The sequence below is a fragment of the Tsukamurella sputi genome (genome assembly GCF_007858445.1).
Classification (GTDB): Bacteria; Actinomycetota; Actinomycetes; order Mycobacteriales; family Mycobacteriaceae; genus Tsukamurella; species Tsukamurella sputi.
The window spans coordinates 85,383-99,383 of the sequence record NZ_VIGV01000005.1; the positions used below are offsets into that span (position 1 = coordinate 85,383).

At 70.6% G+C, this 14,001-nt stretch carries 11 protein-coding genes; 5 read left to right on the forward strand and 6 right to left on the reverse strand.

Annotated features, from left to right (window positions below; genetic code table 11):
- Nucleotides 1-43: 43 nt before the first annotated feature.
- Together FK268_RS16620 and FK268_RS16625 are read left to right on the forward strand one after the other, a co-directional pair.
- Nucleotides 44-1,873 carry a DUF3556 domain-containing protein gene (locus FK268_RS16620; RefSeq protein ID WP_146436085.1) on the forward strand — a complete coding sequence of 610 codons (1,830 nt, stop codon included), beginning with the start codon at nt 44-46 and terminating at the stop codon, nt 1,871-1,873.
- Complete coding sequence (locus FK268_RS16625) at nt 1,870-3,306, forward strand: phytoene desaturase family protein (RefSeq protein ID WP_146436087.1); 1,437 nt, start codon at nt 1,870-1,872, stop codon at nt 3,304-3,306. Before FK268_RS16620 ends, FK268_RS16625 begins: the two co-directional genes overlap by 4 nt.
- 11 nt (nt 3,307-3,317) lie before the next feature.
- On the opposite strand, the gene FK268_RS16630 is transcribed toward FK268_RS16625, so the two are convergent.
- From FK268_RS16630 to FK268_RS16640, 3 genes are all read right to left on the reverse strand, one after another.
- Nucleotides 3,318-4,754, reverse strand: a complete 1,437-nt coding sequence (locus FK268_RS16630) for an acyltransferase (RefSeq protein WP_146436089.1) — start codon at nt 4,752-4,754, stop codon at nt 3,318-3,320.
- 183 nt (nt 4,755-4,937) lie between these two features.
- Nucleotides 4,938-5,657, reverse strand: coding sequence for an SDR family oxidoreductase (locus FK268_RS16635; protein ID WP_146436314.1), 720 nt, complete (start codon nt 5,655-5,657; stop codon nt 4,938-4,940).
- A gap of 5 nt (nt 5,658-5,662) precedes the next feature.
- Nucleotides 5,663-7,033 (reverse strand): MFS transporter, encoded by a 1,371-nt coding sequence (locus FK268_RS16640; protein WP_146436091.1) that lies wholly within the window; start codon nt 7,031-7,033, stop codon nt 5,663-5,665.
- 121 nt (nt 7,034-7,154) lie between these two features.
- Between FK268_RS16640 and FK268_RS16645 the strand changes: the two genes are divergently transcribed.
- Both FK268_RS16645 and FK268_RS16650 read left to right on the forward strand, forming a co-directional pair.
- A complete protein-coding gene (locus FK268_RS16645) occupies nt 7,155-8,096 on the forward strand; it encodes a LysR family transcriptional regulator (RefSeq protein ID WP_146436093.1) in 942 nt (313 codons plus the stop codon).
- A gap of 15 nt (nt 8,097-8,111) precedes the next feature.
- Nucleotides 8,112-11,354 carry a DEAD/DEAH box helicase gene (locus tag FK268_RS16650; protein ID WP_146436095.1) on the forward strand — a complete coding sequence of 1,081 codons (3,243 nt, stop codon included), beginning with the start codon at nt 8,112-8,114 and terminating at the stop codon, nt 11,352-11,354.
- 82 nt (nt 11,355-11,436) lie between these two features.
- On the opposite strand, the gene FK268_RS16655 is transcribed toward FK268_RS16650, so the two are convergent.
- From FK268_RS16655 to FK268_RS16665, 3 genes are read right to left on the reverse strand one after another with little or no spacing between them, the layout of a single operon-like run.
- The gene (locus FK268_RS16655) at nt 11,437-11,811 is read right to left on the reverse strand and encodes a VOC family protein (RefSeq protein WP_146436097.1); all 375 of its coding nucleotides are present in this window, start codon (nt 11,809-11,811) and stop codon (nt 11,437-11,439) included.
- Between the two features lie 47 nt (nt 11,812-11,858).
- A complete protein-coding gene (locus tag FK268_RS16660; RefSeq protein WP_205124495.1) occupies nt 11,859-12,437 on the reverse strand; it encodes a dienelactone hydrolase family protein in 579 nt (192 codons plus the stop codon).
- A 2-nt stretch (nt 12,438-12,439) separates the two neighbouring features.
- Nucleotides 12,440-13,024 (reverse strand): TIGR03086 family metal-binding protein, encoded by a 585-nt coding sequence (locus FK268_RS16665; protein ID WP_146436099.1) that lies wholly within the window; start codon nt 13,022-13,024, stop codon nt 12,440-12,442.
- Between the two features lie 62 nt (nt 13,025-13,086).
- On the opposite strand from FK268_RS16665, the gene FK268_RS16670 reads away from it, so the two are divergent.
- Nucleotides 13,087-14,001, forward strand: coding sequence for a helix-turn-helix transcriptional regulator (locus FK268_RS16670; protein ID WP_146436101.1), 915 nt, complete (start codon nt 13,087-13,089; stop codon nt 13,999-14,001).

The window sequence follows — 14,001 nt, forward strand, 5'->3', positions numbered from 1 at the left end:
GTCTCGCATCACCCACCGCACCACCCGAACAAGGAGATTCATCATGGGATTCAAGGATCCGGTGTTCCCCGCAGTGGAACCCGAGGAATTCCTCCAGCGCCCCCTCATGGAGCGCATCCGCGTCCTCAGCACGCAGTGGGCCGAATTCGGTTTCGGCACTCCGTACATGATCCACGTCATCTACGTGCTCAAGCTGTTCGTCTTCTACGGTCTGGGCGGCGTCAGCCTCGCGACGCTGACCTCGGGCATGCAGCCCTTCGCCCTCGGCGAGTGGTGGAACCAGCCCATCGTCTACGAGAAGCTCGTGCTCTGGACGGTGCTCCTCGAGGCCATCGGCGTCGCCGGCTCCTGGGGGCCGCTCGCCGGTAAGGCCAAGCCGATGACGGGCGGAATCCTGTTCTGGGCCAAGCCCGGCACCATCCGGCTCCGGCCCTGGAAGTGGATGCCCGGCACGAACGGCGACCGGCGCACCGTCTTCGACGTCATCGTCTACCTGGCGCTGCTCGCCTCGCTCCTGGTGGCGATCGTGCTCCCCGGCGGCGTGGACCTCGGCGGCTTCGGCACGGCGATGACCACCCTGGGCATCGACGCCTCGCACGGCCTGCTGCGCCCCGAACTGCTGATCGCGCCGATCGTCCTGTTGATCCTGATCGGCCTGCGCGACAAGACGATCTTCCTCGCCGCCCGCGGCGAGCAGTACCTGCCGCCGATGCTGGCCTTCGCGATACTGCCACTGCTCTTCGGCGACCACGGCTTCGAGAACATGATCATCGCGCTCAAGCTCGTGATCGGCGTGGTCTGGGTCGGCGCCGGCCTGTCCAAGTGCAACCACCACTTCACCATGGTCATCCCGCCCATGGTCTCCAACAGCCCGCTCGTGCCCGGTAGCTGGTTCAAGAAGCTGCAGTACAAGGACTTCGGCAGCGATATGCGTCCGTCGGGCGTCGCGCGGTTCATGGCGCACGGCCCCGGCGTGGTCGTCGAGATCATCGCACCGCTGATCCTGCTCTTCTCGACCAACCGCACCGTCACCGTGGTGGCGGCCGTGTTCATGTGCGCCTACCACCTGTTCATCATCTCCACCTTCCCGCTGGCTGTGCCGCTGGAGTGGAACCTGCTGTTCGGCTACACCGCGATCTTCCTGTTCGTCGGCTTCCCCGCCGACAGCGGCTACGCGCTGTGGGACATGAACCCCGCCTGGCTGGCGATCATCATCGCCGCCGCGCTGGCCTTCTTCCCGATCCTCGGCAACTTCCGGCCCGACAAGGTCTCCTTCCTGCCGTCGATGCGCCAGTACGCCGGCAACTGGGCCACCGCGGTCTGGACCTTCCAGCCCGGCGCGGAGGAGAAGCTCAACCGGGTCACCCGCTCCGCACCCAACCAGATCGACCAGTTCATCGCCGCCGGCTACCCGCCGCTCTGGGCCGAGATCACCCTGCAGATGACCATCGGCTGGCGTTCGCTGCACAGCCAGGGTCGCGGGCTGTTCTCCGTGCTTCTCGCGACGCTGCCCGACATCGACAGCCGCACCGTTCGCGAAGCGGAGTTCCTCTGCAACTCGATCCTCGGATTCAACTTCGGCGACGGGCACATGCACAACGAGGAGATGATCAAGGCCGTGCAGGACGAGGCGCGGTTCGAGCCCGGCGAATGCGTCATCGTGTGGGTCGAGTCGCAGCCCGTCCACAAGAAGACCCAGGCGTACAAGGTGATCGACGCCGCCCTCGGCGTCGTCGAGGAGGGCACCTGGAACGTGCACGAGGTCACCGAGACCCAGCCCTGGCTGCCCGACGGCCCTGCACCGCACACCCCCACCTGGTCGACCATCCGCGGCACCCGGCCCGCGAACGATCGCCCGGCGGTCGGCGCATGAGCACCGCCACCGTCGTCGGCGCCGGCCCCAATGGCCTCGCCGCGGCGATCACCCTGGCCCGCGAGGGTGTGGACGTGACCGTCCTCGAGGCTGCCGACACCGTCGGCGGTGGCACCCGCTCCTCCGAGGGCATCGTCCCCGGCCTGATCCACGACCACTGCGCCGCCTTCCATCCGATGGCCGTCGGCTCCCCCTTCCTCGGCACCGTCGACCTCGAGGCCCGCGGTGTGCGCTGGCGCTGGGCCGACATCGACTGCGCCCACCCGCTCGATCACGGTCCCGCCGGCCTGCTCCACCGGTCGGTCGACGAGACCGCGGCCGGCCTGTGGGAGGACGGCCGGACGTGGTCCGGACTGTTCCGCGGACCGTCGGAGGCGTTCGACGCGCTCAGCGAGGACATCTTGGGCCCGCTGCTGGGCGTGCCGCGGCATCCGCTGCGGCTCGCCAGGTTCGGCGCCCCGACGGTCCTGCCCGCATCGTTGCTGGCGAAGGCCTTCCGCACGCCGCAGGGGCGGAGCCTGTGGGGCGGCGTCGCGGTGCACACCTTCCGTCCGCTGCATCAGCCGCTCACCTCGGCGATCGGCCTCGGGATCGTGACCGCGGGGCACCGTCGGGGATGGCCCGTGGTGGAGGGCGGCACCGGACGGCTGACCGATGCGCTCGTCGCCGAACTCCACGATCTGGGCGCCTCGATCGAGACCGGGCAGCGGATCACCAGCGCCGCACAGCTTCCCGACACCGATATCACCATGTTCGACCTCGCGCCGACGGCGGTCGCCGACATCCTCAGCGACCGCCTCCCGGGGCGGGTCTCCCGCGCCTTCCGCCGGTTCCGGTACGGTCCCGGCGCGTTCAAGGTGGACTTCGCCGTGCAGGACGGCATCCCGTGGAAGGACCCCGAGGTCGGGCGGGCGGGCACCGTCCACCTGGGCGGGACCTTCGACGAGCTCGCCGCGGGCGAGGCCGCGATCGCGCGGGGCCGGATGCCCGCGCGGCCCTTCGTCCTCCTCGGCCAGCAGTACCTGGCGGATCCGACGCGCAGCGCCGGGGACGTCCACCCCGTCTACACCTACGCACACGTCCCCCACGGCTACACCGGCGACGCCACCGAGGCGATCATCGCGCAGATCGAGCGCTTCGCCCCCGGGTTCCGCGAGCGCATCATCGGAACCGCTGTCCGCTCCACCACCGAGATGTCGCGCTACAACGCGAACTACGTGGGCGGCGACATCTGCACCGGCTCGAAGGACGCGCTCCAGCTCATGGCCGGGCCTCGTCTCACCCTCACCCCGTACGACTTGGGCACGCAGGGCATGTACCTGTGCTCCGCCGCCACCCCGCCCGGGCCCGGCGCGCACGGGATGTGCGGAGCGAACGCCGCAGAGCGCGCGCTCGCGCGGCTGCGGCCGGAGATCGCGGCAGCGCGGGTCTGAGACTTCGGGGACTACGCCTTGACGGGCAGGGGCCGCGCGCCGGCGGGGCCGGCGAAGACCGTCCGGCCCAGGCCCTGCCACACCAGCAGGACGATGCCGAGGGTCAGCGAGACGGCGCCGGCGGGGACGTCCAGCGGCCAGTAGCAGAGCGCGCCGATCACGATCATCGCGGCGCCGATGGCCAGCGAGACGCGCAGGCTCTGCTGCGCCATCGGGATCATCGTGCGTCCGGTCGTCCACAGGCTCACCGGCGTGCGGCGCAGCACCTCACTGATCGCGACGGTAAAGAAGGCGGTCACGACGAAGGTGCAGATCGTGAGGATCGGGGCGTAGACGTCGAACCGGAACCGCTGGATGGTGGGCGCCAGCTCCTGCAGCGCGAAGGCGTGCACGAGGAAGATGCCGAAGGACCGGTCGGACGCGGTCTTGAGGAACCTGTCCCAGAACGAGCCCGCCGTGCGGTAGTCCGACCAGTAGGTGCCCGCCGCGTAGAGGGCCAGGATGATCATCACGAACATCACCGCGGCGTAGGGATGGAAGACGTTCGCGGCGTCCGTCGGGAACATGCCTACCATGCTGGTCTTGTAGCCGTACATGATCAGGGTGGCGATCACGACGCCGATCGCGACGGTGATGACCCGCCCGCGGAACCGGGACATCCAGGCCCGCACCTCGCCGAGGTGCATGGCGGCGATGCAACCGAGCAGCGTGAAGAACTGGTACGGGAAGATCGTCGCCGGGAGGTGGTTCCACAGCTTCGCGAGCAGGCCGTAGTTGAACATCTCGGGGCGCGCGTTGGTCATGTAGTGCAGCAGGACCAGATGGAAGACGAAGCTCGCCGCCAGCAGGTACTTGTGGTAGCCCATCGTCCAGCGGAGGAACTTCAGCAGGAACGGGAAGATCAGGTACACCTGCATCGTCACGAAGACGAAATAGAGGTGGTACCAGGCGTCTCCGGTGAGCAGGTCGTAGCCGAGGACCTTGAGTGCGGCCTTCGTCGACTCCCAGGTCTCGAAGGTGCGGGTGACGTTGGAGAACGCCGGCGGCCACATCACGTACATGTGATAGAGCCAGTAGAAGACGCTCCAGGTCAGGAAGGGCAGGCCCACCGCCTTGTAGCGGCGCCGCCAGAAGTCGATCGGGTCGAGCTTGCGGTCGCGGTACTGGTAGACCAGCACGAAACCGGTGAGCGCGAAGAAGGCGTTGCGGGTGTAGTGGAAGATCGTCTGGACCGCGTTGGAGGCGACGCTGAACGGGAAGGTCGTGCCGGAGACGCAGTGGTCGAAGATGACGCCGGCGAAGGTCACGATCCGGACGATGTCGAGCTCGTAGAGGTGGCCGCCGCCGCGCTTGGGTTTCGACGGTGCCGGGGCCTCGCCGGCCGGAGGGTCCGGCTCCGACGCGGGCGTCGCGGCCTCAGGAATCGGCTCGACGCCGCGTTCGCTCATCGTCTGGTCCACACCCACTGATCAACAATCCCAACTACAGCACAGCAATACCTGGTCACAGGCCGCTTCGTACCGTAGCCGCTGGCGCTGCGGGGCGACAACTCCGCCGCGCACCTCCCCAGGAGACTGCCAGGAGCACGAACGGCGATGCGTACGCACTGCCACCGAGCACCGTCGGACCGCTCAGTTCGCCGTCCACCCACCGTCCATCGTGTACGAGGCGCCGGTGACCATCGCCGCGGCCGGGCTGCACAGCCAGGCGACCAGGCCCGCGACCTCGTCGGGCTCGATGAGGCGCTTGATGGCCGGGCGGGCGAGGAAGACCTCGTCGGTGACCTGCTGCTCGGTGATGCCGTGCGCGGCGGCCTGCTCGGCGATCTGCTTCGCGACCAGCGCGGTGCGCACATAGCCGGGATTCACGCAGTTCGACGTGACGCCGTGCTCGCCACCCTCCAGCGCGGTCACCTTGGACAGGCCCTCCACGCCGTGTTTCGCGGCGACGTAGGCCGCTTTGTACTTCGAGGCGCGCAGCCCGTGCACCGACGACAGGTGCACGATCCGCCCGAAGCCGCGCTCGTACATGCCGGGCAGGGCGGCGCGGGTGAGCAGGAAGGGCGCCTCGAGCATGAGCGTCAGGATGCGGTGGAACCACGCCGGGTCGAAGTCCTCGATCGGCGCGACGTGCTGCACCCCGGCGTTGTTCACCAGGACGTCGACGTCGAGCCGGAGATCGGCCAGGGCGGCGGTGTCGGTGAGGTCGAGTTCGAGGGCGGAACCTCCGATCTCCGCGGCCAGGTCCGCGGCCGCGGCGCCGTCCCGGTCGACGACGGTGACGACGGCACCGTCGGCGGCGAGGCGGCGCGCGACGGCGGCCCCGATCCCGGCGGCGCCGCCCGTCACCATCGCCTTCACGCGCGTGCCCCGGCCTGCTCCGCCTGCATGGCCGCGCGGTCCTGGGCGTCGATCGTCGCGAGGTCGATGCCCTTGGTCTCGCGGACGAAGAAGACCGCGGCGAAGGTGATGCCGCACGCGATCGCCAGGTACACCGCGACGGGGACCGACGAGTGGAAGTCCTTGAGCAGCTTGGTCGCGATGATCGGCGCCAGCGAGCCGGCGACGACCGAGGTGACCTGCGCGGCGACCGAGACGCCCGAGTAGCGCATACGGGTCGGGAAGGACTCCGCCATGATCGCGGGCTGCGGCGCGTACATCAGCGCGTGGAAGACCAGGCCGATCGTCACCGCGGCGACGACCACCACGCCGTGGCCCGTGTCGAACATCGGGAAGGCGAAGAAGCCCCAGGTCGCGGCGAGCGCGGCGCCCGCCCAGTACACGGGACGGCGGCCGACGCGATCCGTGAGAGCGCCCGCGAGCGGCATCACCGCGAAGTGCACGGCGTGCGCGATGAGCAGCCACATCAGGATGTCGGAGGTGTCCATCTTGACCACGGTCTTGAGGTACGTGATCGAGAACGTGACCACCAGGTAGTAGAAGATGTTCTCGCCGAAACGCAGGCCCATCGCCGAGAGCACGCCGCGCGGGTAGCGCTTGACCACCTCGACGACGCCGTAGGAGACCGCCTTCTCCTTCTCGATCTGCTGCTGGGCCTCCTTGAACAGCGGCGACTCGTCGACCTGGGTGCGGATGTAGTAGCCCACCAGAACGATCACCGCGGACAGCCAGAAGGCGACGCGCCAGCCCCAGGCCAGGAAGTCCGCGTCGGAGAGCACGTTGGTCAGGATCAGCAGCACGACGGTGGCGGCCAGGTTGCCGCCCGGGACGCCGGCCTGCGGCCAGGACGCCCAGAAGCCGCGACGGGCGTTCGGGCTGTGCTCGGCGACGAGCAGCACCGCCCCGCCCCACTCGCCGCCCACCGCGAAGCCCTGGATGAAGCGCAGCACCACCAACAGGAAGGGCGCCCAGTAGCCGATCTGGTCGAACGTGGGCAGGCACCCCATGAGGAAGGTGGCGACGCCGACCATCAGGATCGAGACCTGCAGCAGCTTCTTGCGACCGAGTTTGTCGCCGAGGTGGCCGAAGACGATACCGCCGACCGGGCGGGCGGCGAAGCCCACCGCGTAGGTGACGAAGGCCGCGATGATCGCGTCGTACTCGCTCGCGCCGGCCTTGAAGAAGATCTTGTTGAAGACCACCGTGGCGGCGATGCCGTAGAGGAAGAACTCGTACCACTCGACGACCGTGCCGGCCATCGACGCGGCCACGATCTTGCGCAGGCCCCCGGGGCGTTCGAGGGATTCCTGCTGATCGGTCTGCGTCATACCCACTCCTTGTGCGATGGATCACGACGACTCTCGGATGTGATGTGCGTCATGCTCACCGCAGTATGTATGGATAAATTCGCACACACAATGCCCATCACCGCGGATCGGATCTGCATCCATGCACACCCCTGAGCCGAGCGCCGACGGCCTGCTCACCCTGCTGGCCGTCGCGCGGACGGGCCGCTACACCGCGGCGGCCGATGTGCTCGGGATCAACCACACCACCGCCTCCCGCCGGGTCGCGGCCCTGGAGCAGGCACTCGGCGGCCCGCTGCTCGCCCGCGGTGCGGCCGGCTGGGAGCTCACCGAGCTGGGCCGGGCGGGGGTCGTCGCGGCCGAGCGGATCGAGGCGGTGCTGCACGGCCTGGACGCCGACACCGACCACGACCTGCACGGCAAGGTCCGCATCGCCGCCACCGACGGCTTCAGCGCCCGCGTCGTGGCGCCGGCGATCGCGCAGCTCGGGCGCGCACACCCGCGGCTGTCCGTCGACCTGCTGACGGTGACGCGCCGCGCACCGTCGACCCGGTCCGGCGTGGACATCGAGATCGTGGTGGGCCGCCCCGACACCTACCGGGTGGAACCCGAACTCCTCGCTCCGTACCGGCTCGGTCTGTACGGCTCCCGCGACTACCTCGACGCCGAGGGGACGCCGCAGCGCCCGCGCGACCTGGCCGGACGGCCGCTCGTCTACTTCATCGACTCGATGCTCACCGTCGACGACCTGGACCTCGCCCGAGTGCTCGTGCCCGACATGACCGACCGCCTCAGCTCGACGAACGTGCTCGTGCACGTCGAGGCGACGTGCGCCGGCGCCGGACTGGGCCTGCTCCCCTGCTTCCTCGCCGACACCCGGCCCGACCTGGTGCGGGTGCTGCCCGACGATGTCGCGGTGCAGCTCGAGTACTGGATGGTGGTGCGGCCCGAGGCGGCGCAGCGGCGCGAGGTGGCCGCCGTCGTCGCCGCACTCCGCACCCAGGTCGACGCGATGCGCCCGGCCCTCCTGGGACTTCCGCTCCCCCACCGGACGGCACTGCGGGAGTTCACCGATCCGCGCTAGACTGTCCGCTTGACCATGAGCGCATCGACTGCCGGCGGAGGGCCCTCGTTCACCCCCGAGGACCTGATCGGCTTCTTCGGGGGTCCGACCGTCCGTCGCGCGGGCGAGTACGTCGGCACGGGCCTCATCGGCGACCTCGAATGGGACGACGAGAAGCGGCTCGTCACCGGCGCCGTGGCCGGGAGCCGCGAGTACGACACCCGGGTGTGGGTCGAGCCGGGCGGTTCCGGGTGGCGGCCCGTCCGGAGCCTGTGCACCTGCCCCGTGGCCCTCAACTGCAAGCACGGCGCCGCCCTGCTCCTCGAACTCACCGCCGAGGACGTCGAGGAGAGCACCGTCGAGCAGCCGGATCCGTGGGAGCGGCAGCTCGCCGCACTCCTCCCGGAGGCCCCGCGCACCAGCGCCGCCGTACTACCCGTCGCGCTGCAGTTCGACGTCGACGAGCGCGGCGTCGTCTCCGGCCAGCGCCTGCAGGTCCGGCTCGCGACGCCCGGCATGCGCGACGGCTCGTGGGTGGCCGGCGACGTGCGCTGGCGCACCATCGCCACGGCGCCGCGTGTCGCCCCCGCGCAGCGGGACGCCCTCGCGCCGCTCGCACAGCTCATCACCTGGTCGCTGTACGGCGTGGACGCCTGGGCCGATCTCGGCATGGTCGACACACCGCTGCTGTGGGACCAGCTGCGCGCCGTCCGTGACGCCGGCGTGCCGCTGCTGACCAAGAAGGCGCGCGGCACCGTGCTCCTCGGGCCGCCCACGCGCCTCGGCCTCGTCACCCGCGCGGTCGACGGGACCGTCGAGCTCGATCGGGAGGTCGATTTCGGCGACGGTCCGCGGCCCTTCACCGGCGGGTTGCTCGGCGCGCACCGCGCCCTCGGCGTCTTCCAGCAGGACGGCGAGGTGCTGCGGCTGGCGCCGCTCGACCCGGCCCTCTCGGCCGCGCACACCGCCGCCCTGCGCCGTTTCACGCCCGTCCGGGTGCCCGCGGCCGCGGTGCCCGAACTGCGCGAGAAGTACCTGCCCTACCTGGCCGCCGTCGCGCCGGTCCGCGATCCTGAGCAGCTGGTCGGAGAGGTCGAGGTGCTCGGTCCCGAACTGCTGTGCAGCGCCCGCTACTTCCCCGAGACCGCAGAGCTCGAGGTCGACTGGAAGTGGCGGTACACGGTGGGCGGCGAGGTGCGCGACTTCGCGCTGGGGCGCGAGCCGGCCGGCCTCTCGGACGCCGTGGGCCAGCAGCGGATCACCCGCTCGATGGCGGTGGCGCTGCGCGAGGCCGCCGTCGGCGTCGATCATTCCCAGGGGCTCTACCGGGGCACCGAGGCCGCCGTCTGGCTCGCCGAGGTCGCGCCCGTCCTGCGTTCGGTGCCGTCCGTTCTGGTGGAGGTGACCGACGATCCCGGGTTCCGCTGGGCGGAGAGCTCGGCATCGGTGTCCGTGCGCGTGCGGGGCGATGCGGACAACCTGTCGACGGACTGGTTCGACCTCGAGGTGGCCGTGGAGGTCGACGGCGAGGAGGTGCCCTTCCGGGACGTCTTCACCGCCGTCGCCGCGGGCCACGACACCCTCGTCACGCCCGGCGGCGTGCTCGCGCGCATCGACGGCGAGCGCTTCGACCGGCTGCGTGAACTGATCGGCGAGGCCCGCGATCTCCCCGCCCGCGGGGCCCGGCGCGCGGCGCGGGCGGCCGGCGCCGGACCCGCGGCGGATCGCGACGGGCTGCGGATCAGCCGGTTCCAGGCGGGCCTCGTGGACGACCTCGCCGGCCTCGCGGACACCACCGATTTCGACGGTGACTGGTCCCGGCGGGTCGGTGCCCTCACCGCGGGCGACCTGGCGCGGCAGGAGGCACCGTCGACGCTGAAGGCCGAGCTCCGCCCGTACCAGCGCGACGGCCTCGACTGGCTCTCCTTCCTGTACGACAACGACTTCGGCGGCATCCTCGCCGACGACATGGGTCTCGGTAAGACGGTGCAGACGCTGGCGCTGATCTGCCGGGCGCACGAGCGCGCCGCCGAGCGCCCCCGCCCCTTCCTCGTGGTCGCGCCGACGTCCGTCGTCGGCAACTGGGCCGCGGAGTGCAAGCGGTTCGCGCCGCACCTGTCGGTGGCGGTGGTCTCGGAGACCTCCCGGAAGTCGGGGGCGTCGATCGCGTCGGTCGTGCGCGGCGCGGACGTGGTGCTCACCTCGTACACCCTGCTGCGCCTGGACGCCGAGGAGTACGCGGCCGTGACCTGGGCCGGTGTGATCCTGGACGAGGCGCAGTTCGTGAAGAACCCGCGGTCGAAGGCCTTCGCGGCGGTCTCGCTGCTGGACCGGCCGTTCACCCTCGCCGTGACCGGCACGCCGATGGAGAACCACCTCGAAGAGCTCTGGGCCCTCACCGCGCTGACGGTGCCGGGGCTGTTCCCGGGGCGGTCGTGGTTCGCCGAGGAGTACCGGCGCCCCATCGAGCGCGGCGGCGACGACGACCGCCTCGCGCGGCTGCGCCGCCGCGTACGGCCGTTCATGCTGCGCCGCACCAAGGACCTCGTCGCCAAGGATCTCCCCGAGAAGACGGAATCCGTAGTGCAGGTGGAGCTCTCGGAGGAGCACCGGCACACGTACGACCGCGTGCTCGCCGATCAGCGGGCGAAGCTGCTGGGCCTGCTGGACGACTTCGAGGGCAACCGGTTCGAGATCCTGCGGTCGCTGACGATGCTGCGGCGGCTCGCGCTCGACCCGTCGCTGGTCGACGAGGAGCTGGCCGTCGAGGACGTGGCGAAGCTCGACTACCTGACCGACAAGCTGGACGAGCTGCTCGAGGAGAAGCACGCGGTGCTGGTGTTCAGCCAGTTCACCGGTTTCCTGCGCAAGGCCGCCGAGCGGCTCGACGAGGAGGGCGTCGAGTACGCCTACCTCGACGGTTCGACGACGGACCGGGCCGCGGCGATCGAGAAGTTCACCTCCGGCGACGTGCAGGTCTTCCTGATCTCGCTCAAGGCCGGCGGCTTCGGCCTCAACCTGGTGCAGGCCGACTACTGCTTCCTGCTGGACCCGTGGTGGAACCCCGCCGCCGAGGCGCAGGCCATCGACCGTGCGCATCGCATCGGCCAGACGCGCAGCGTCATGGTCTACAGGCTGGTCTCCGCGGACACGATCGAGGACAAGGTGATGGCGCTCAAGGAGCGCAAGGCCGCGCTGTTCGAGTCCGTGGTGGGTGGCGAGGGCGGCTTCGACGCGCGGCTGGCGGCCTCCGACATCCGGGCGCTGTTCGAGGACTGAGGCCCTCGGTCGGGTCCGGCCCCGGCACGGTGGTCGTCCGAGACGTCACGCGCGGGATGCATGGCGCGCTCAGGCGGGCTGCTCAGGCTGCGGTGAGCGCCTCGAGGGCGTGACCGTCGGGCGAGCGGAAGTAGACCCCGCGGCCGCCGAACCGGTGGTTGATCTCCCCGGCACCGGAACCGTCGGGCTGCGCCCAGAAGTCGAGGCCGCGCTCGGTGATCCGCGCGAAGATCTCGTCGAACTCCTGCTCGGAGACGAGGAAGGCGTAGTGCTGCGGGTGGATCGGCGCGGGGACCGTCATGACGTCGAGGACGACGTCGTTGGCGAGGCGCACCTGTTGGAAGTGGCCTCCCCCGACGTCCGTCGGCGCCTCGAGACCGAGCAATTCGGTGAGGAACCGCGCGGTCTCGAGGTTGTCGGTGGCGGCGACGATGGTGTGGTTCAGTTCGATGCTCATACCCGAACGCTAGGACCTCAACCGGTGTTCATGTCAATGGCTAACGGTCAGGAATCCGCCGGGCCCACGAACCGCAGGACCGCATCCCAGAAGACCTCGGCTGAGGCACCGTCGAACTCGTCCGGGAGGGACGGATCGGTGAACAGGTGACCGGCACCCGGGTACTGGACGAACTCGCCGACGGCGCCCGCCTCACCCACCGAGCGCAGCACCGACTCGACGGAGCCGGGCTGCAGGAACGGATCGTCCAGCGCGTAATGCAGCTGCGCCGGAACGCCCTGCGGCCAGCGCTCCTGGCCGATCATCTCCAACGGGAGGGCGCCCGAGCAGAGCACCGCGCGACGCACGGGCCGGTTGCACGCCACGTAGGTGGACATGCCGCCGCCGTTGGAGAAGCCCATGACGGTCAGGTCGTCCGGGAGGCCGGACACGGCGTCGAGCGCGGACGCCATGAGCGCGGGATAGCCGATGCCCTCGGCGTACGCGGCCGCTTCGTCGTAGTCGTCGAAGACGCGACCGTCGTACTGGTCGACCACGTGCACCGTGTGCCCGGCGGACCGGAGCCGCTCCGCGGCGAGGAGGACGCCCTCACGCACGCCGAGGACCGAGTGGAACAGCGCGATCATGATCAGCCGATCCAGCCCACGGAGGTGCGGCCGCTCCAGTTGGCGAGACGCTCGGTGGGGCCGGCACCCTCGCGCGGCTCGACGACCGGGCCGAAGGGGACCTCGTCGCCGCGGAAGTCGGCGGGCAGTACGTTCTTCACCACCGCCAGCACCCCCTCCGGCAGCGCGGCCTCGGGGAACTCGGAATTCTGGCCGGTGGCGACGGCGAGATCCCAGCCGTGGACGAGGGTCTCGTTGATGTACATGCCGAGCGCGGCGAACCCGGGGACGACACCCCACGGGACGGTGACCTCCCGCTCGAGCGGGGCGGCGTCCCACGCCGCGAGGGCGCGCTCGCGCGTGGCTCCGTAGGCCTCGGCGCTGAAGTCGTCCGCGAGGAAGGGCTGCCCCTCGACGGTGGCGACCTCGGCGAGCGCGACGGAGCGCAGGCCGACGGCACCGATGTGCTGGGCGAGGGTGCGGACGTCGAACTCGTCGCACGGGGTGGGCTTGTCGAGCTGGTCCACCGTGATGCCCGCGAGCAGGGACTGCATCCAGGCGGAGACGGCGGCGTAGGAGGGGCGGGGGTCAGTGGCTGTGTTGGTCATGTCGGCCAGTCAACAGCGTGAACATGACACCTTCTGTCATATTTCTCTGACAGTCTGGGAACATGCGCGCCGATCGCCTCCTCTCCGTCCTCATGCTGCTGCGCCACCGCGGCACCATGACCGCCGCGCAGCTCGCCGACGAGCTCGAGGTGTCCACGCGCACGGTGCTGCGCGATGTCGAGGCACTGTCGACCGCGGGCGTCCCCGTGTACACCGATCGCGGGCGCGGCGGCGGCATCAGCCTGCTCCCCGGCTACCGCACCGACCTCACCGGGCTCACCCTCGACGAAGCGAAGGCCCTGCTCGCGGGCGCACCGTCGTCGGCGGCGTTCGCGAGCGCGATGCGCAAGGTCGCCGCGGCGGTGCCGGAAGCGCACCGTCGAGAAGCGGCGGCCGCCGCCCAGCGGATCCACGTGCGCCCCGACGGTTTCGCCCGCGCGCCCGAACCGGACCCGTTCCTCGGAGAACTGCAGCGCGCCGTCATCGACGGGCTGCGCCTGCGGGCCGTCTACCAGCCGCGCGGGAAGGCCGCGACGGAACGGGTGCTGGACCCCGTCGGCCTGGTGCACGCGGGGCGGGCCTGGTATCTGATGGCGCTCCGCGACGGCGAGCGGCGGACCTACCGGACGTCGCGCTTCTCCGCGGTGACGGTGCTCACCGAGCCGGCCCAGCGGCCCGACGAGGTGGACCTCGCCGCCGAGTTCGAGGCTTCCCGCACGTCCTTCCGTGGCACCGCCCCCGAGATCGCGGTGCGCGTCCGCGCGGACCCGTGGGTCTGGGAGAAGCTGGGCATGTTCGCCACCACGATCACGTCTCCCGGGCCCGACGGTGCCGGCACGCTCGGCTTCCGCGACCGCGAACGCGCGGTCTGGGCACTGTGGGCGGGCCTACCGGACCTGACGGTGCTCGACCCACCGGAAATCCGGGAGGCGCTGCGGGACAAGCTCTCTACGGCTGCGCGAGCGCTGGCTCGGTAG